23 protein-coding genes and 3 tRNA genes are annotated in these 16,140 nt (G+C 60.1%); 20 read left to right on the top strand and 6 right to left on the bottom strand.

Annotated features, from left to right (window positions below):
• Positions 1-110: 110 nt before the first annotated feature.
• Positions 111-368: a hypothetical protein gene (locus LK03_RS13130; protein WP_038412820.1), complete on the bottom strand. Its 258-nt coding sequence runs from the start codon at positions 366-368 to the stop codon at positions 111-113.
• A 111-nt stretch (positions 369-479) separates the two neighbouring features.
• Positions 480-689: a transcriptional regulator gene (locus tag LK03_RS13125; RefSeq protein ID WP_038412819.1), complete on the bottom strand. Its 210-nt coding sequence runs from the start codon at positions 687-689 to the stop codon at positions 480-482.
• A gap of 29 nt (positions 690-718) precedes the next feature.
• Between LK03_RS13125 and LK03_RS13120 the strand changes: the two genes are divergently transcribed.
• The 9 genes from LK03_RS13120 (at position 719) to LK03_RS13070 (ending at position 5,928) form a co-directional block, all read left to right on the top strand.
• The gene (locus tag LK03_RS13120) at positions 719-1,429 is read left to right on the top strand and encodes a helix-turn-helix domain-containing protein (protein WP_240478608.1); all 711 of its coding nucleotides are present in this window, start codon (positions 719-721) and stop codon (positions 1,427-1,429) included.
• 412 nt (positions 1,430-1,841) lie between these two features.
• Positions 1,842-2,018, top strand: coding sequence for a hypothetical protein (locus LK03_RS22310; RefSeq protein WP_167334495.1), 177 nt, complete (start codon positions 1,842-1,844; stop codon positions 2,016-2,018).
• Between the two features lie 306 nt (positions 2,019-2,324).
• Complete coding sequence (gene csrA, locus LK03_RS13110) at positions 2,325-2,504, top strand: carbon storage regulator CsrA (protein WP_038412817.1); 180 nt, start codon at positions 2,325-2,327, stop codon at positions 2,502-2,504.
• Positions 2,505-2,575: 71 nt separating this feature from the next.
• A complete protein-coding gene (locus tag LK03_RS13105; protein WP_038412816.1) occupies positions 2,576-2,788 on the top strand; it encodes a hypothetical protein in 213 nt (70 codons plus the stop codon).
• Between the two features lie 736 nt (positions 2,789-3,524).
• A complete protein-coding gene (locus LK03_RS13090; protein ID WP_038414713.1) occupies positions 3,525-3,908 on the top strand; it encodes a response regulator transcription factor in 384 nt (127 codons plus the stop codon).
• Positions 3,909-3,921: 13 nt separating this feature from the next.
• Positions 3,922-4,182 carry a hypothetical protein gene (locus LK03_RS13085; protein WP_038412813.1) on the top strand — a complete coding sequence of 87 codons (261 nt, stop codon included), beginning with the start codon at positions 3,922-3,924 and terminating at the stop codon, positions 4,180-4,182.
• A complete protein-coding gene (locus tag LK03_RS13080) occupies positions 4,179-4,646 on the top strand; it encodes a hypothetical protein (protein ID WP_038412812.1) in 468 nt (155 codons plus the stop codon). The genes LK03_RS13085 and LK03_RS13080 overlap by 4 nt, the downstream gene beginning before the upstream one ends.
• 88 nt (positions 4,647-4,734) lie before the next feature.
• Positions 4,735-5,082, top strand: coding sequence for a hypothetical protein (locus LK03_RS13075; RefSeq protein ID WP_038412811.1), 348 nt, complete (start codon positions 4,735-4,737; stop codon positions 5,080-5,082).
• A 30-nt stretch (positions 5,083-5,112) separates the two neighbouring features.
• On the top strand, positions 5,113-5,928 hold the full coding sequence (locus tag LK03_RS13070) for a DUF2303 family protein (protein ID WP_038412810.1): 816 nt from the start codon (positions 5,113-5,115) through the stop codon (positions 5,926-5,928).
• 346 nt (positions 5,929-6,274) lie between these two features.
• Here the strand turns inward: LK03_RS13070 and LK03_RS13065 are convergent, their stop codons facing one another.
• Positions 6,275-6,922, bottom strand: coding sequence for a hypothetical protein (locus tag LK03_RS13065; RefSeq protein WP_038412809.1), 648 nt, complete (start codon positions 6,920-6,922; stop codon positions 6,275-6,277).
• A gap of 35 nt (positions 6,923-6,957) precedes the next feature.
• On the opposite strand from LK03_RS13065, the gene LK03_RS13060 reads away from it, so the two are divergent.
• From LK03_RS13060 to LK03_RS13020, 9 genes are all read left to right on the top strand, one after another.
• Positions 6,958-8,469 (top strand): DNA cytosine methyltransferase, encoded by a 1,512-nt coding sequence (locus LK03_RS13060; RefSeq protein WP_038412808.1) that lies wholly within the window; start codon positions 6,958-6,960, stop codon positions 8,467-8,469.
• Positions 8,470-8,478: 9 nt separating this feature from the next.
• On the top strand, positions 8,479-9,273 hold the full coding sequence (locus LK03_RS21590) for a hypothetical protein (RefSeq protein WP_049870485.1): 795 nt from the start codon (positions 8,479-8,481) through the stop codon (positions 9,271-9,273).
• A gap of 76 nt (positions 9,274-9,349) precedes the next feature.
• The gene (locus LK03_RS13050) at positions 9,350-9,997 is read left to right on the top strand and encodes a hypothetical protein (RefSeq protein ID WP_038412807.1); all 648 of its coding nucleotides are present in this window, start codon (positions 9,350-9,352) and stop codon (positions 9,995-9,997) included.
• Positions 9,994-10,290, top strand: a complete 297-nt coding sequence (locus LK03_RS13045; protein ID WP_038412806.1) for a hypothetical protein — start codon at positions 9,994-9,996, stop codon at positions 10,288-10,290. The genes LK03_RS13050 and LK03_RS13045 overlap by 4 nt, the downstream gene beginning before the upstream one ends.
• A gap of 496 nt (positions 10,291-10,786) precedes the next feature.
• On the top strand, positions 10,787-11,185 hold the full coding sequence (locus LK03_RS13035) for a phage protein NinX family protein (RefSeq protein WP_038412804.1): 399 nt from the start codon (positions 10,787-10,789) through the stop codon (positions 11,183-11,185).
• Positions 11,182-11,382: a hypothetical protein gene (locus tag LK03_RS13030; RefSeq protein ID WP_038412803.1), complete on the top strand. Its 201-nt coding sequence runs from the start codon at positions 11,182-11,184 to the stop codon at positions 11,380-11,382. Before LK03_RS13035 ends, LK03_RS13030 begins: the two co-directional genes overlap by 4 nt.
• A gap of 51 nt (positions 11,383-11,433) precedes the next feature.
• Entirely contained in the window at positions 11,434-11,661 is a 228-nt protein-coding gene (locus tag LK03_RS13025) for a hypothetical protein (RefSeq protein WP_038412802.1), read from the top strand.
• Positions 11,662-11,698: 37 nt separating this feature from the next.
• A complete protein-coding gene (locus tag LK03_RS21935) occupies positions 11,699-12,019 on the top strand; it encodes a helix-turn-helix domain-containing protein (protein ID WP_081951596.1) in 321 nt (106 codons plus the stop codon).
• On the top strand, positions 11,905-13,014 hold the full coding sequence (locus LK03_RS13020) for a tyrosine-type recombinase/integrase (protein WP_038412801.1): 1,110 nt from the start codon (positions 11,905-11,907) through the stop codon (positions 13,012-13,014). Before LK03_RS21935 ends, LK03_RS13020 begins: the two co-directional genes overlap by 115 nt.
• A 9-nt stretch (positions 13,015-13,023) precedes the next feature.
• Here the strand turns inward: LK03_RS13020 and LK03_RS13015 are convergent.
• The 3 genes from LK03_RS13015 to LK03_RS13005 all read right to left on the bottom strand — a co-directional run bounded on the left by LK03_RS13015 (position 13,024) and on the right by LK03_RS13005 (position 13,369).
• A tRNA-Leu gene (locus tag LK03_RS13015) sits at positions 13,024-13,108 on the bottom strand.
• 57 nt (positions 13,109-13,165) lie between these two features.
• Positions 13,166-13,241, bottom strand: a tRNA-His gene (locus LK03_RS13010).
• 51 nt (positions 13,242-13,292) lie between these two features.
• Positions 13,293-13,369 (bottom strand) — tRNA-Arg (locus tag LK03_RS13005).
• A 289-nt stretch (positions 13,370-13,658) separates the two neighbouring features.
• Here LK03_RS13005 and folD point away from each other — a divergent pair.
• The gene (folD, locus tag LK03_RS13000) at positions 13,659-14,513 is read left to right on the top strand and encodes a bifunctional methylenetetrahydrofolate dehydrogenase/methenyltetrahydrofolate cyclohydrolase FolD (RefSeq protein WP_038412800.1); all 855 of its coding nucleotides are present in this window, start codon (positions 13,659-13,661) and stop codon (positions 14,511-14,513) included.
• Between the two features lie 278 nt (positions 14,514-14,791).
• Positions 14,792-16,093, top strand: a complete 1,302-nt coding sequence (locus LK03_RS12995; protein ID WP_038412799.1) for a C4-dicarboxylate transporter DctA — start codon at positions 14,792-14,794, stop codon at positions 16,091-16,093.
• The last annotated feature ends 47 nt before the right edge of the window (positions 16,094-16,140 follow it).

Raw genomic sequence — 16,140 nt, 5'->3', positions numbered from 1 at the left:
AGCCGTATTCGTACAGCGACGAGCACATATCAATGTTCGGCTTCGACTCGCCGCCGCTTCGCAGGGCCTGGGAAGCACATGGCGCAACTATCAAGAAGGCGGCCACCTGGCTACTTGCCCTTGTCGCCGGCGGTGTAATCACCAAGCTGATTGGTCTTTCGTAGCTGTCCGCTTCGGACTGCCTCCGTCGCCGCGCCAAGGAACTCCAAGCGAGCGTCGTCCGAAAGCTCAAGGTCAAAGCTGACGTGCGTCGCAGGAAAAACGGCTGCGCCAGAGCTGCGCAAACCGCCGACCACCAAGCCAGCCGAGAAACAAAAGGCTGCCGCCCCAAATGCTCCCAACCCCACAAGCAAACCATCGACGATCATCTGTTTCTCCTAGCGTGTGATTGCACTGCAGAACGCAGCGCTACTGGATGGAATTCCAGTTGTGTTAGGCATCTGCCGACGAGCGCAGAGGCAGGCGAGAATTCGTCTGGACTAGGCAGCGCTGGCTGCCAGTGTCGGCCTGAGCTCAATGGCCTTGACCTCGCCCTGAGTCAGGGTTTCGGCTCTGATAGCAACCTCAGCGCTGACACCATGAATTCCACGGAACCAGCCGCTGACAGTCCCCTGCTTTACGCCGAGCGCGGAAGCAGTCGCCTGCTGTGAGCCGAAATGGTCGATCAACCGCTGGACGGGACTTTTCATGATGCACCTGAAAATAAAGGTATTCCTCTATGCTAGGTGAAAGGAATACCTTTTTGCAAGATCAAAGGTCAGCCTTTATCTTCCCGGCCATGGAACTCAAAGACCGACTCAAGCAGGCGCGTAAGCACGCCAAACTCTCGCAGGTGCAGCTGGCCGAACGTGCCGGCATTGCTCAAGCTTCGGTGTCGGAGATTGAGCGAGGCCTGACCCGGACCAGCGGATACCTGGTCAAACTAGCCACCATTTGCGGTGTCAGCCCTATCTGGCTCTCGGAAGGTACCGGCTCGATGTTGGTCGATGTTCTTTCGAACGTTGAGCCTGGACCACCAATTCTCTCAAGCACGCGAAGGATCGGAATAATGGGGACGGCTCAACTCGGCCCGGATGGCTACTGGGTTGGTCTGGACGTCGGCGAGGGTTGGGTCGAGACTTATTCGCGGGATGAGGACGCATATGCGCTACGCCTAAAAGGCGACTCAATGGCACCCGCGATCAGGAACGGCTGGGTGGCTATCTGTGAGCCCAATCACCGGCTCGTTCCCGGCGAATACGTCATGGTCACAACCATTGATGGACAAAGCATGGTCAAGGAGCTGCTGTTTGAAAATGAGGATGGCGTGAGCCTGATGTCGGTAAACGCTGCATACGGAGAACGGCGCATGATCCCTTGGGATCGGATCAATACGATCCACTATGTAGGGAATATCCTTGCCCCGAGCAAAGTGCTAGGCCGCTACTAAGCATTTCCGCCAAGACCAAGCCCGCTTTAAGCGGGCTTTTTTGTGGTCGACCAAAAAAATAAAGGCATTCCTATTGACTAAGAATAAAGGCAAACCTATATTTCAACTCCAGCAGCGGCCCAAACCCGCCGACACCGCTCTTTACACAACCAGACGTGACCACCTCGACGCACCCAGGCCATCACCTGGGTCGGGACAAGCTAAGTCGTCGACCACGCAGCCTCTGGACAGCTGCCGGACTCCCCTCATTGGGAGCACGCCAAACCATGCAGCCAGCCGGGAAGAACACCGTCCACGAAATGTGTGACCCGGCCAGGTGGGGATAGCCGCGGCAAGGCATGGTGCGGACAGATTTCACCGGTTGTCCCTGGCAACAGGGACAGACGGGAAATCGACCCAACGGAGCAACACCATGACCCGAAACGAATACGAGGAAACCGAAGCCCTGGCAATGGCTGCGATGGTCGGACTGCTTTCCGGTACCGGCTGCAACCCGCCGCCGGAGATCGCCAAGCAATCGTTCGACTTCGCCGAGGCAATGATGCGTGAGCGTGATGTGCGCCTGGGCACCAAGCCTGGCTTCGATTGATTTCACTGGCTGGCCTTCCACCGAAGGCCATGTGGAGAACCACGCGGAGACGCTTATGAGTAACCAAGAAGAGCTGTTCGAAGAGCTCAGACGGACCATGGCAGAGGAAGCCAGTGCACACGAAGAAACTGAGCGGCTTCGAGATGAGCTCAGCAAAGCCCAGCAGCATCACGCTGAAGCTGTCCAGAACCGATGGAGAGCTCTGACAGCTATCGAGCGAGCGGCTATGCCCGGTCAGACGGGCTGATTTCACCGGTTGGCCTTCCCACCGAAGGCCAGACGGGAAACCAACCAAGGAGTAGGACCATGCTCATTCTGACCCGCAAGGCAGGCGAAACCATTGTGATCAACGACAACATCCGCGTGACGGTGCTGCAAACGAAGTGCGGCCAGGTGCGGATCGGCGTCGAGGCGCCAGGCGATGTGCCTGTGCACCGCAGCGAGATTCACGAACGGATCAAAGCCCAGGCCGAAGCTGCTGCCTGACAGACGATTCCCCGGTACGCCTCAAGCGGGGCGCATCAGAGGGAATCCACTGAATAGCAGAGGGCAAGACAATGTCAGGCACGTTCGAGCAAGGCTGGGCAGCGCGGCCCTTCGCGCAGCAGTTCCCGGAAATGAACGCCGACGAGGCCAAGCGCCTCGACTACATCAACACCTCGATCACCACGTTGTATCTGGCGGGGCTGCTCACCGACAAGCAGGCCAACGAGATCCGCACCAAGAAATTCCCCAGGGTCGTCACTAAGGCGGTCCTGGGCAAGCGTTGACCGATTTCACTGGCTGGCCTTGGTGACAGGGCCAGACGGGAAATCAACCGCCCTGGAGGGCTGAAGATGAGGTTCCTCAATAAGCGCGAACACCGCAATGGCTGGTATCTAGTTAAGCCGATAGTCGATGGCGTGAGATACGAGGTAACCGTGCATGACGGCAAAAACACGTATTGCGAGAACGTTCGATGCAGTTCGCTATCTGCGGCTTACGAACACTGCAAGGCGCGGATTAATGCAGCCTAAGCCGGCAGACCCAGGGAACACGGACAATCCGCCAGCATGCAAAGTGGATTGTCCGTATCGGCAGACATTCAAGGGCTACGACTTGCAAAAGAATGCGCTGCGAATGGAAACGGCAAGCCTTGTACAAGCAGATCGATGCGGCTGGAACATCAAGCCAGGGAAGCTTGGTGGTCATCCACTTGATTACGAGGCATGTATTTACACCAAATTTTGACTGCCCGATGCCCTGCTCCCCATCGCAGGGTGCATCGGAAGTCATACGGGAACGCGAAAGCGCCAGCCGGCACCTGGGAGAAAGGGGCCGACCAGCTTGCAGAGTGGTCCGCCGCATGAGTAAGGCATTGATCCCGGCTACGTATGACTCCCGATACACCCCGCATCCCCTTCCCTTCACATACGACCGCATTAGGCAGGCGCCAGGCCACCTTTCACGGTGGGTTTGGTCACCCGCGCCTGGCTCCTGACCAATGCAGTCCCCCGAGACAACTTCATGGAAAAGATTACCTGCGGTACATGGACAGGCCAGCTCGGCAAGCTGCTGGCGCCACGCGAACTGGAGGCCCTGCTGTGGGTCGCCCAGGGCCTTACCACCAAGGAAATCGCCCGGCGCATGGGCATCAGCCCCGGCACAGCCGCGAACCGCATCGAGACGGTGCTTTACAAGCTCGAAGTCGGGCGCCGCATCGAGGCAGTCACCAAGGCCATGAGCCGCCAGATCATCAGCCCGCTCTGCGTGTTCTTCATCTGCCTGCTCACCGTGCACGCCGCGCTCAACGATGGCGACCCGATGCGCCGCGACCGGCGCGTGCCCGAGCGGCGCACCGCCCAACTTCGAATCGTTCGCAAGGCCGAGGCCTTCGAGCACCACGCCTGACAGAGGAAAGAACATGCAGACATCCACCAGCATCGCCTTTGCACAAGGCCTACCACGGCTCGAGGAACTGCTCGCGAGCACCAAGATCGCCCGTGAGGAAGCGCGCGCACGGGTAACGCCGCCGCTTTACCAAGCCAAGGGAGTCGGCAGCATCTGGGTGATCAGCGAAATCGCCACAGGCCAGGTAGCTGGCCACGCTTACCAGTACGAAACAGCGTTGGTGTTCGTCAAAGCGATGGAGGCCGGCGCCGCCAGCAAGCGAGGCCTGCAATGATCGGCGAGCACATCCCCGAAGAGCACGAACGCGCGCGGGCTGAGCTGGCCGACCAGGTGGCGCAGTTCCTGGCCCAGGGCGGCAAGATCCAGGACTGCGGCAACGTCGGTACCGTGCACCGTCCCCCAAGCGTTCGGCGGTACCCGGAACAAGCCCAGGCCGCCGCTCCTACACCTGCGCCACCTGCACCAATTGCAGCACCAGCGGCAACTGTCGAAGCCAAGTCGGTACCGCCCACGCCGCGCCCAGGCCGCTCAACGCTCAGGCAGTTCGAACAACGCCAGCTCAAGCGCCAGGCCAGGATGCTCGAACGCGCCGAGCTCATCGACAAGATCCGCGCCTATTCCTACACCAGCCTCAGCCGCGATGCCGTCTCCAAACTGCTCGGCATCAGCAATCAGCAGCTGAGCAAGCTGGCGCTGCAACACGACATCAACTTCCCCAAATGGCGCAGGCCCGCGTGAAACAAATCCACAACCGCACCCGGCACGGCCGGCGCCAGCAGCACATCAACTTGCCGCCCAGCGGCATCGTCCATCAGGAGACGCAGCAATGTCCAAGCCCACCGACACAACCGAGTTCCTGCAAGAGCTCAACGGCGGCGCCTTCGCCAGCCAGATCGGCCACGCCCTCTCGGAAGTAGCCGCCGGCGTGGTCGATCACGGCAAGGCCGGCAAGATCACCATCACCCTGGACTTCACCCAGATCGGCGACTCCCACCAGGTGAAGATCAAGCACAAGCTCGCCTACAAGGTGCCGACCAAGCGCGGCGATCGCAGCGAGAACACCTGCCTCGACACCCCGATGTACGTAGGCACCGGCGGCAATATCTCGCTGTTCCCAGAAAAGCACGATCAGCTCTTCACCCGCGACGAAGCGCCGGTCCATCCACGCAAGTAACACCACCCCATCCGCACAAGGAACCACCGCATGTCCCTCACCAAAGAAGCGCTCGAGCTCATTCAAGAAACCACCATCGCAGCCGCCGGGCGCGACCTGCCCGCCCTGGGTCCGGTCGTCGTAGTACCGCAGCATTTCAACGTGGTTGATCTGGAGCGGTACCAAGAAGGCCGTAATCGTTTCCGCGGCACCTACTCCACGCATTCACTGGCCGACTTCGGCGCCTACGTCGTCGAGCGGGCAGCACCAAACGCCCGCGGCTTCATCGATCAGGACGTCATGAGCTGTGTGGTGCTGTTCAACCTGGGCACGCCGAACCACCCTGGCCACGCTGATGACCGTGCCGTGCTGCGGCTGAAGCCCTCTGCTGCATTCGCGGCTGTCCAGGCTGTGTGTGGCCAGGCCCTGGCGCAGAAGGCCATGAGCGACTGGATCGAAGACTGGCACCAGCACCTTACCGCCACTGACGAGAACGGTGCCGGTATGTCGATCGCCAAAGCCATTGCCGCCGTGCGCACCATCACCGTCAAGGCGTCGTCCGAAAGCGATCATGCCGTCAGCGAGACGCGCGCCAGCCGCAGCGCCATGGACTCGATTGAGGCCAGCAGCAAGGAAACCCTGCCCGCCTGGCTCGACTTCAAAGTCATCCCGTTCGAAGGCTTGAGCGAGCAAGTCATCCGCTTGCGCGTGTCCGTCATCACCAGCGGATCACAACCGGTGCTGAAGCTGCGCTGGCTGGGGGAGGAAGCGCAGCGCGAGGCTATCGCTCAAGAGTTCAAGCAGGTTCTCGAGGAAAAGGTCGGAGAGGCAGCCAAGCTGGTGCTCGGTAGCTTCGACTCCAAGTAATGCCCAGGCTGGGTTGTCGTCCCTGACAGGAGACAACCCACCACCACCAGCGTTAGCAGCAGCTCCCGATACAGTTTGAGGATGGCTGTCATCAGGTTGATGAAGTCGGTCAGTTGTTTCATCCAGCAGATCTCCGGCTCAAATATTGGCCGCAGCTTCGTGTCACGACTGCTGAGGCAGGCCAAATCTGAACCGAGAGCCATGAGCGTTCCACTTGGGGTTTTTCCAGAAAGCCTTGGGCGCTCGTCACGACGACCGGCTCGTCAGCCATCTTTCGTCAACGCGCTGCCCTCCAGCGCCTTCCGGAATTTAACGATAACGCCTGCCCGGCGAGGGCGGCGCGGTTTCAGTCGGGCACTCGATTTACCGTCTTATACAGCGCTCCGGCCAATGCGGTAAGTGCAGCAAGCAATGCAGTTCCAATGCCCGTCAGCATCCATTTCTGCTGATCGTAGATACGACCAAGTTCTGAGTTTACCGCCTGTTTATTTGCCTCGATCGTCTTGCTCATGCTTTCCTGATCTCGTCGAAGCAACGGTATAGAAAGAGCCTTTTCAGGCGAGTCAGATATTGACTTCTCCAATACACCGATACGACCGCTAAGCAGATTAACGTCGGACTTTACCATTCCTAGAGATAACCGCTCGGGATCTATTTTATTAGTGTCCTTTCTGAATTCCGCCATGAAAGTGTTTAGTTCGCCTAGTTCTTTAGCTGTAGTATTTCGAAACGCTTCGTTCAAGATTGACTCACTGCTTGCCGGCGCACTGCGAAAAACGGGAGGACTTCGAAAAATATTATAAGCCACTGGAATAATTGAAAAAATCGTCATGCACAGCAGTGCAAGAGTAACGGCAAGCTTCATCGACCTCACCTTTCGCTCGTAACGCCGATCATCCATATCAAGTTCATGAACTTGATCGGCGCGACTTTCGAGCAACCTTTCGAGATGCTCTATTTTTTCTTTAAGCTCACGAACTTCTGCGGTTTCCATATCGCCACTCTTGGCAAAAAAAGGCGAGTATATCAATGTCCATCACCTACGGAAGTGTCTGCAGCGGCATCGAAGCCGCGACCGAGGCCTGGCAACCGCTTGGCTGGACTGCGGACTGGTACGCCGAGATCGAGCCGTTCCCATGCGCCGTGCTGGCCTACCACTACCCCGAGACGCCGAACCACGGCGACATGACCCGCCTGGCTGCCATGGTGCTGTCCGGCAAGATTCTGGCACCCGAGGTGCTGGTTGGCGGAACACCCTGCCAGGCATTCAGCGTGGCCGGCATGCGCGAAGGGCTGGCCGATCCCCGCGGCGCCCTCACCATCAAATACGTGGAGCTGCTCGATGCAATTGACCATGTTCGAACCATGCGCGGCCAACCCGAGGCCGCCTGCGTCTGGGAAAACGTCCCCGGCGTCCTCTCCGACAAAGGTAACGCGTTTGGCTGCTTCCTCGGCGCCCTGGTGGGCGAATCAGAAGAACTTCAGCCGCCAGGGGGCAAATGGAAGGACGCTGGTTGTGTGTATGGACCCACGCGAACAGTCGCATGGCGGGTTCTGGATGCCCAATATTTCGGCCTGGCCCAACGACGCCGGCGTGTGTTCGTTGTCGCAAGTGCTCGAGCAGGGTTCGATCCCCTTGAAGTACTTTTTGAGCGCGAAGGCATGCGCCGGGATACTCCGCCGCGCCGAGGCGAGGGGCAAGACCTTGCCGGACGAGCTCCATTCGGCCCTGCACTCCAGTGCGGTTGCGGATGGATCTTCGGTTTAGACCTGGGTCAGTACGGATGCCCAAACTGCGAGGGTGAACAAGGTCCAGCGGTTGGGATTCTGGCAGGGATTTCGGCGTATGGAGGCCACAGCCTTCAGGGTGATGTCAGCCAGGCTGCAACGCTGACGGCCAAGGACATGCGCCTTGATATCGAAAGCGAGACGTTCTGCGTGGCACCAACGCTCGACGCCAGCTTCGGCCGCCTTCAGGGTTGCAGCGGGCAAGATGCCAATCACGGGCACGGCCACCTCGTCGTGCACGGCACGCAAGACCCTTGCATCCTTGCCGACCAAGCATTCGCACTCGGGAGAAACAGCGGCCAGGAGAATGCAGTTCTCGCATTCGCCGAGAACAGCCGTAGCGAGGTCCGCTTGGAGGGCGGTGACGGGCAAGTGGCGGGCACATTATCAACTGGTGGCGGCAAGCCTGGCCAGGGCCTCCCCTGCATTGCTTTCCAGGAGCGAGGCCGAGAAGGCGGTAGGTCTTTGGAGGTCGGAGGAGACATCGCCTACGCGCTGACCGCACCTGGCGACGGAGGTCGCTCTCAAGAGCGCAACGTGCTTGCAGGTTCAGCCGTTCGTAGGCTGACCCCGCGCGAGTGCGAACGACTTCAGGGCTTCCCTGACGACTACACGCTGATCCCCTATCGCGGGCGAGTCGCCGGCCTATGCCCGGACGGGCCGCGCTACAAGGCGATCGGCAACAGCAAGGCCGTCCCCGTCGTGCGCTGGATAGGCCAACGCCTTCAACAACAACTTGAACGCTCAGCTTGAGGTATCCCCATGCCCACAGAAAACCGATCCAGCAACACAGAGATGGTCAGCGTGCCGCGCGTGCCGACCGACGAAATGATCGTCGCCTTTGCAGAGGCGTGGTATTCGAAGCGTCAGACGATCGACGACCCCGACATGCTGGATGCGTATGCAGCGATGCTGGCCGTTGCGCCAGCCCAGCAGCACCAGGGAGAGCCGGTGGCGCTGCCTGCGCGCAAAGATCCGACCCAGGGGTGGGACGTACCCGGAGGCGTGGCGAAGGCAGAAAGCTGGAACGCCTGCCTCGACGAGATCGCCAAGCTGGGGCCGCTCTACACCTACCCAGCGCCAGCAAACAGTGCCGGGGTTGAGCGCGCTCCAGAGTGCTTTTGCGTGGAACATGGACTGCACATCGAAAGCCTGCGCACCCAGTTGGCCGAGGCGCATGCGCTGTTGCGCATTGCTGAGGAAGATTGTCGTGAGCTTGAAATTCGCAACATGCTCAGAGGCACCCATTACATAAAACGCCCTTCTGACAGAATTAAGACTTTCCTATGCGCCAGCGCAGAGCCGAGCGCGCCGGCTGTCTCGAATTTGCCAGAGTTGACTGACGACCTCCGCGAGATCCTCGGCCGCCCTAACTTCACCTGCCACTTCATCGCCAAGGCATTGCGGATCATGGGGCACAACATCGCCCCCAAATCCGAGGACGAGCAGGCCGTTGTAATTCATTGGCTGATCGTCCACTACCTGAAACATGGTGCAGAGTGGCGCCAGCGCGCTGAAGCTGAACTCAAATCGGCCAGCGAGAAGCTGCAAGCTTAAAAGCCTATTCGCCCCACTCCGCTGTAACCCCTCTCCCCTCTATTTACTGCCGCGCTATGGCGGCAAAGGCGAAGCTATGTCTCAAGCAAAGGAACGCCCGATCCTGTTCAGCGCGCCGATGGTGCGTGCCATCCTGGACGGCCGCAAAACGGTAACACGACGTCCGGCGAGGATTCAGCCCCGCTCAAAGGGCGACATCGGCAGCTATGGCGTCGGCCAGCCATTCATACGCCACCCCGACCCGGCCAAGCGCAACCCCGAATGCCCATATGGCCGACCTGGCGACCGCCTGTGGGTGCGTGAGGCGTGGGCGGCCGATGCTCAGGTCGACTCGATCACGCCGCGCGATCTGAGCCACGGCGAGCCGATCGCCTACCCAGCAGATGGCAGCGTACGACAGACCGGCTGCGCCATGATCTCTCAAGGTCGCGGCCGTCCATCGATCCACATGCCGCGCTGGGCCAGCCGTATCCTGCTGGAGATCACCGACGTGCGTGTCGAGCGATTGCAGCACATCACCGAAGATCAGGCCAAGGCCGAGGGAGTTCGCCTTTACACCGATCATGCCGAGCTTGGCGACTGGTGGCACGTCGAGGGCATCGAGACCTACAGCTCAGATCCCCGCAAGTCGTTCGAGCTGCTTTGGACCGGCATCAACGGCGCCGAATCATGGGAAGTGAACCCTTGGGTCTGGGTCGTCGAGTTCAAGAGGATCCAGCCATGACCCGCCTCGCCCTCTGCCTCCTGCTACTGGCCACCGGCGCCTGCGCAACCGAGAACGTCATCGATGTGCAGCACGACAGCCAGCGCGGTGTCACCTGCTACATCCTCAACCACGTCGGCATCAGCTGCATCCCCGACAGCCAGCTCAAGGCGCCCACCTGTGGCCGAGGCACCGACTGGCCTTGCGATGGCAGTGCGCATGACGAGCGCCAGCTCTCCCCGCACGAACAACAACCCGAACCTACACCCGCACTGGCGCCTGGGCGCTGGATTGATGAGAGGTATGAGCTGTGAGTCGAACATCGACTGCACTGGTACCAGACGCCGGCGCCGGAATGCTGGGACCTCATGAGAAATGGCGCAGGGCATGGGAGATATATCCCTGCCCTGATCACCGCCAAGGTGACTGCGGAATGTGCGGCGGCAGCGGGTTTCGCAAGGCTTGCAACCTGACAACCTGCCATGAGCATGGCTGCCAGGGTATCGCCTGCGAAGCCAATGCCGACGAGTACGCGCGGCAACAGAAACTTCACCGAGAGGTATGAGCTGTGAGCGAGCTTACATACAAAGTCAGCGAGAGACTCCCGGCCCTGGCTGTTGGCGATGAGGTCGAGTGCCTGGATCGAAACTTCAATAGCATGGGCATCCAGAAAATCAGCAAGGTCGCTAAACGCTACGTGCAGACCGAGTGCGGCCGGCAGTGGACCCCCGATTATGGCGAGTGGATCGCTTGCTTCCACGGAAACAAACCCGAGTCATACCCCTTCCCATCGATCCGCAAGGTGCAGCCATGACCGACACAATCAGCGTCAGGGCATCCAACCTCACCGGTGCAGCGCTGGATTGGGCGGTGGCCATGGCCGAGGGCTACACCCAGGACAGCGAGGATCACACCTGCATCATCAGCCCCCAGGGTGAGCCGAGCAGTTGCACCGCCCGCGGCGCCGCCTTGGGCTATGGCTACCGGCCCTCTACCAGCTGGGTACATGGCGGACCACTGATCGACAAGCACCGCGGCGGCTGCCAGTGGAACGCCTACATGGGCGGCACCGACACCTGCTACTGGGCCGGGCCTGGCAACACGGTGCGCTGGCACTATGGGCCGACGGCGCTGGTCGCGTTCTGCCGTTCGCTGGTGGAGAGCAAGCTGGGCAGCCATGTCCAGGTGCCGAAGGAGCTGATGCCGTGAGCAACCACCAGTACCAACCGTTCTCTGCTCGGGGCTTCGGTAGCTGGCACACCTGCAGCGTCTGCGGAGCATCGAAGCACAGCGGCCACTACTGGCTCGGTGGCTACAAAAGCAGGATCGAGCCGCCCTGTATCGCCTGGAAGATCGACCCAGAGTGGAAGGCCCAGGCCATCCCCGCGCCAATCACCGAAGCCTAACCCCTTCCCCTACTACTCAAGCCCGCCGATGCGCGCGGGCGTGGAGCTCGCATGCCCGTAATTACCGTCACCACCACTGTCACAACGCGGTACGACATCCCAGAAGGCGTTGGCATCGACCAGATTCGCCATCTGGCCCTTCCAGTTCTGTCAGAAGACGACGAAGGCACCGACGCCGTCGGCAGCCTGCAAGGCGCTGCGCTCGACCTGGTTTTCATGGGTGCAGCAGAAGTGCGCTCGATGGGCGTTGAGCATCGGATCACGGAAGGCAACGACTGACCACCAACCTGCCGCCGCCGGCGGCGCGGAGACCACCATGTCCCTGATTTCCGTTGAGCAAGCAGCCGACCTGCTTTGTGTCAGCCGGGCCACCGCTTACCGGATGGCCACCGAAGGCCGCATTCCGACCGTTCGCTGGATGAAGCGCGGGGTCAGGGTGCATGCCGAAAAACTGCAACAGATGATCGACGATGCCGCCGCTGCTAGTATTCGGGCCGCGGGCGGCATGTCGGAGGATACCGAATGCCCTACAAACGAGACGATTCGCCGTATTGGTGGATCTTTATCACCCAATCAGATGGAAAAAGAGTTAGACGCTCTTCTGGCACTGCCGACTATGCGGCGGCAAAAGCACTAGAGCAGCAGGCCCGGGCGGACGTCTGGAAAGAAAAGGAATGGGGCGTGAACCCGCCCCGATCCTTCAACGAAGTGATGCTCCCGTATCTGCGTAACGCCAGCCAGCACCAACGCAGCTACGAGACAACGACCAATAGGGTAAAGGCGCTGCGCGGTCATTTTACAGGCATGGTGATGAATGACCTAGCCGGAAAGGACATCCGGGCATACATGGATAGGCGGGTTGCCGACGGCGTGTCCGCTGCAACCATCAACAGGGAGTTGGCCGCACTATCTGCAGCAATCAACTGGTGCAACGTCGAGTACGAGTGGGGCCTGCCGAACCCGGTGAAGGGCCGCAAGATGAGGGAACCTGAAGGCAGGGTGCGGTGGCTGACGCGGGCAGAGGTCGAGAGTCTGTGCCGTGCTGCTCGAGCACAGAAGTTTGGCCTGTTGCTTGAGGCGTTTATCCGACTGGCCGTGAACACGGGTTGCCGGAAAGAGGAAATGCTGGGGCTGGAGTGGCGGCGAGTGGATTTCGCCAACGAGCTCGTCTATTTGGAAGGCGTGCACACCAAGGCCGGCAAGCGCCGCAGCATCCCATTGAACGACGGCGCGATCGACGCTTTGAAAAAGATGATGGCGTTCAGGGCTGAGCACTGCCCTTCTACACCCTGGGTGTTCGCCAGGGGCAATGGCGAGCGAGTGCTGTGCCTGCGCACCGGATTCAACAAGGCATGCAAAAAAGCAGGGATTGACGACTTCACGATTCACGATCTGCGGCACACCTGTGCTGCGCATCTGATCAGTGCCGGCGTTGCGCTGGCGGAAGTCAGGGATCTGCTTGGCCACTCGACCGTCATGATGACGGAGCGATATGCGCACTTGGCGCCGGCCAGGGTAAGGGATGCGGTAAGGGTGCTGGATCAGGGCCGTGAACGTTCAAGTTCACGTTCTGTTCACGCTGAAGTTCCAGCGGGTCAAGGGGGAGCGTTGTTAAAGCTCGTAACCCCTTGATTTAAAAGATGGTGCGGACGAAGAGACTCGAACTCTTACAGCTTGCGCCGCTGGAACCTAAATCCAGTGTGTCTACCAATTTCACCACGTCCGCATGCAACACTTAAAACAAAGGCGCCAGATTATACAATCAAGGCGCCTTCGTAAAATATGGGGTGGACGATGGGAATCGAACCCACGACAACTGGAATCACAATCCAGCGCTCTACCAACTGAGCTACGCCCACCATATTGCGGTGTTACGTTGAAACTTCACTTGCTTGCCAAAGCTGCCTTAGTGGCGCACCCGGCAGGACTCGAACCTGCGACCATCCGCTTAGAAGGCGGATGCTCTATCCAGCTGAGCTACGGGCGCATATTCAATCTGCTTTCTGTTGAGATTGCAAATCAACTTTTAGCCGTACCGAACAAGCCGATAAATCCACTCATTCTGCCTGACCTTGCTAACCAGTGCTAGGCTCTGCCCGACAAGTGCGACGAATGTTATAGACGAGCCCGCAAGTCGTCAACAGGTTTGTCAAAAAAAATTTAGCTTATTGAAGGAGTTAGAGGATTTGCCCGACCGCGTGCTTTTGCCCTCACGGTCGGTCGTGCGAGAATGCCGCCTCTTTTATGTTCTCATCTCGATGGTTAAACACGCGTCTATGACTGCACACCTTATCGATGGCAAGGCGATCGCCGCCAACCTGCGCAAGCAGATCGCCCAACGTGTCGTTGAACGCCGCCAACAGGGCCTGCGCACACCGGGCCTGGCGGTGATTCTGGTCGGTACCGACCCCGCCTCCCAAGTCTATGTCTCGCACAAGCGCAAGGACTGCGAAGAGGTTGGCTTCATGTCCCAGGCATTCGACCTGCCTGCGACCACCACGCAAGATGACCTCACCGCGCTGATCGATCGCCTCAACGACGATGCCAGCATCGACGGCATCCTGCTGCAACTGCCGCTGCCGGCGCACCTCGACGCCTCCCGCCTGCTCGAGCGCATCCGCCCGGACAAGGACGTCGATGGTTTCCACCCCTATAACGTTGGCCGCCTGGCCCAGCGCATCCCGCTGCTGCGCCCCTGCACGCCCAAGGGCATCATGACCCTGCTGGAAAGCACCGGTCAGAACCTGTATGGCATGAACGCGGTGATCGTCGGCGCCTCCAACATCGTTGGCCGGCCCATGGCGATGGAACTGCTGCTGGCCGGCTGCACCATCACCGTGTGCCACCGCTTCACCAAAGACCTGGCCGGCCAAGTCGGCCGCGCTGACCTGGTGGTGGTGGCTGCGGGCAAGCCCGGTCTGGTCAAGGGTGAATGGATCAAGCAAGGCGCCATCGTCATCGACGTCGGCATCAATCGTCAGGAAGACGGCAAGCTGGTGGGCGATGTGGTGTACGAAACCGCCCTGCCCCGCGCCGGATGGATCACTCCGGTGCCCGGTGGCGTCGGCCCTATGACCCGCGCTTGCCTGCTGGAGAACACCTTGTTCGCCGCTGAAGAACTGCACAGCTGATCGAATCTGCTGCGAAAAAAAACGGCATGCCCACTCGGCATGCCGTTTTTTTTCGCCTCGAATAATGCAATCAGCCGTCGCAGAGCGGCTAGCGCGGAAACACGCTGCAACTGGTCAGACCGGCCTAACTAAAACACCTTGCAATGCCGAAAACAGGGGGCGTAGAGTGGGCCGGCACTGGACAAACCGGTAAGACCACAATAATTAAGTCCGCGCTTGCAGGGTTTCGCTCACGGGAAAGGCTGTGAAGCAAGGACACCGACCAAGAGACTCCTCCCATGCTCAAGTGGTGCTCGCGTTCGATCTTCCTGCAAGTGGTGCTAGGCCTCGCCCTCGGCGTCATCTGTGGCCTCAGCTTCCCTGAAGTGTCCCTCCAGCTAAAACCCCTCGGTGACGGGTTCATCAAACTGATCAAGATGCTCATCGGCATCATCGTGTTCTGCGTGGTGGTCAGCGGCATTTCCGGCGCTGGCGACCTGAAGAAAGTCGGCCGTATCGGCCTGAAGTCAGTGATCTACTTCGAAGTGCTGACCACCCTGGCACTGGTGATCGGCCTGGTGTTCGCCTTCACCAGTGGCATCGGCACCGGCGCCAACATCCACCTCGACCAATTGTCGAGCGCCGATGCCAATGGCCTGGCCGAACGCGGCCAGCACATCCACGGCACCGCCGCGTTCCTCATGGACCTGATCCCCACCTCGGTGGTCGGCGCCTTCGCCGACAACAACATCCTCCAGGTGCTGCTGTTCTCGGTGCTGTTCGGCAGCGCACTGAACCTGGTCGGCGAGCCTGCTTCGGGCATTTCCCGATTGATCAACGAACTGAGCCATGTGGTGTTCCGCATCATGGGCATGATCGTGCGCCTGGCGCCGATCGGCGTGTTCGGCGCCATCGCCTTCACCACCAGCAAGTACGGCCTGGAGTCGCTGCAGCACCTGGGCGGCCTGGTGGCGCTGTTCTACCTAACCTGCGCCGGGTTCGTGCTGATCATTCTGGGCACCGTCATGCGCGTGTCCGGGCTCAAGCTGATTCCGCTGATCAAATACCTGCGTGAAGAGCTGACCATCGTGCTGGGCACGGCGTCTTCCGATGCGGTGCTGCCGCAGATCATGCGCAAGCTGGAACATCTGGGTATCGGCAGCTCGACGGTGGGCCTGGTGATTCCCACGGGCTACTCGTTCAACCTCGACGGTTTCTCGATCTACCTGACCCTGGCCATCGTCTTCATTGCCAATGCCACCGGTACACCCCTGGCGATGACCGATCTGCTTACAATCCTGCTGGTGTCGCTGGTGACTTCCAAGGGGGCTCACGGCATCCCAGGCTCCGCGCTGGTGATTCTTGCCGCGACCTTGACGGCCGTGCCGGCGATTCCGGTGGTCGGCCTGGTACTGGTGCTAGCGGTCGACTGGTTCATGGGCATCGGCCGCGCACTGACCAACCTGATCGGCAACTGCGTCGCGACCGTGGCCATTGCCCGCTGGGAAAAAGACATCGATCTGGAACGCGCCAACAACGTACTCGCCGGCAAGCCAGGCTTTGCCATGAGTACGCGCAAGCCAGGCACCGCCCATCAATAGCAGTAGCCAATCGCCCGCCGGCCAACGTCGCCAGCGGGCAAGGAGCC

It is taken from the genome of Pseudomonas cremoricolorata (assembly GCF_000759535.1).
Classification (GTDB): Bacteria; Pseudomonadota; Gammaproteobacteria; order Pseudomonadales; family Pseudomonadaceae; genus Aquipseudomonas; species Aquipseudomonas cremoricolorata_A.
Note: the sequence above shows the minus strand (reverse complement) of the source record. Positions and strands in the feature narration are given on the sequence as shown.

Bases quoted from the DNA above. Each gene is read 5' to 3' on its own strand.
- LK03_RS13130 (WP_038412820.1), bottom strand. From the start codon at position 368: ATGATCGTCGATGGTTTGCTTGTGGGGTTGGGAGCATTTGGGGCGGCA.
- LK03_RS13125 (WP_038412819.1), bottom strand. From the start codon at position 689: ATGAAAAGTCCCGTCCAGCGGTTGATCGACCATTTCGGCTCACAGCAG.
- LK03_RS13120 (WP_240478608.1), top strand. From the start codon at position 719: ATGCTAGGTGAAAGGAATACCTTTTTGCAAGATCAAAGGTCAGCCTTT.
- LK03_RS22310 (WP_167334495.1), top strand. From the start codon at position 1,842: ATGACCCGAAACGAATACGAGGAAACCGAAGCCCTGGCAATGGCTGCG.
- csrA (WP_038412817.1), top strand. From the start codon at position 2,325: ATGCTCATTCTGACCCGCAAGGCAGGCGAAACCATTGTGATCAACGAC.
- LK03_RS13105 (WP_038412816.1), top strand. From the start codon at position 2,576: ATGTCAGGCACGTTCGAGCAAGGCTGGGCAGCGCGGCCCTTCGCGCAG.
- LK03_RS13090 (WP_038414713.1), top strand. From the start codon at position 3,525: ATGGAAAAGATTACCTGCGGTACATGGACAGGCCAGCTCGGCAAGCTG.
- LK03_RS13085 (WP_038412813.1), top strand. From the start codon at position 3,922: ATGCAGACATCCACCAGCATCGCCTTTGCACAAGGCCTACCACGGCTC.
- LK03_RS13080 (WP_038412812.1), top strand. From the start codon at position 4,179: ATGATCGGCGAGCACATCCCCGAAGAGCACGAACGCGCGCGGGCTGAG.
- LK03_RS13075 (WP_038412811.1), top strand. From the start codon at position 4,735: ATGTCCAAGCCCACCGACACAACCGAGTTCCTGCAAGAGCTCAACGGC.
- LK03_RS13070 (WP_038412810.1), top strand. From the start codon at position 5,113: ATGTCCCTCACCAAAGAAGCGCTCGAGCTCATTCAAGAAACCACCATC.
- LK03_RS13065 (WP_038412809.1), bottom strand. From the start codon at position 6,922: ATGGAAACCGCAGAAGTTCGTGAGCTTAAAGAAAAAATAGAGCATCTC.
- LK03_RS13060 (WP_038412808.1), top strand. From the start codon at position 6,958: ATGTCCATCACCTACGGAAGTGTCTGCAGCGGCATCGAAGCCGCGACC.
- LK03_RS21590 (WP_049870485.1), top strand. From the start codon at position 8,479: ATGCCCACAGAAAACCGATCCAGCAACACAGAGATGGTCAGCGTGCCG.
- LK03_RS13050 (WP_038412807.1), top strand. From the start codon at position 9,350: ATGTCTCAAGCAAAGGAACGCCCGATCCTGTTCAGCGCGCCGATGGTG.
- LK03_RS13045 (WP_038412806.1), top strand. From the start codon at position 9,994: ATGACCCGCCTCGCCCTCTGCCTCCTGCTACTGGCCACCGGCGCCTGC.
- LK03_RS13035 (WP_038412804.1), top strand. From the start codon at position 10,787: ATGACCGACACAATCAGCGTCAGGGCATCCAACCTCACCGGTGCAGCG.
- LK03_RS13025 (WP_038412802.1), top strand. From the start codon at position 11,434: ATGCCCGTAATTACCGTCACCACCACTGTCACAACGCGGTACGACATC.
- LK03_RS21935 (WP_081951596.1), top strand. From the start codon at position 11,699: ATGTCCCTGATTTCCGTTGAGCAAGCAGCCGACCTGCTTTGTGTCAGC.
- LK03_RS13020 (WP_038412801.1), top strand. From the start codon at position 11,905: ATGCCCTACAAACGAGACGATTCGCCGTATTGGTGGATCTTTATCACC.
- folD (WP_038412800.1), top strand. From the start codon at position 13,659: ATGACTGCACACCTTATCGATGGCAAGGCGATCGCCGCCAACCTGCGC.
- LK03_RS12995 (WP_038412799.1), top strand. From the start codon at position 14,792: ATGCTCAAGTGGTGCTCGCGTTCGATCTTCCTGCAAGTGGTGCTAGGC.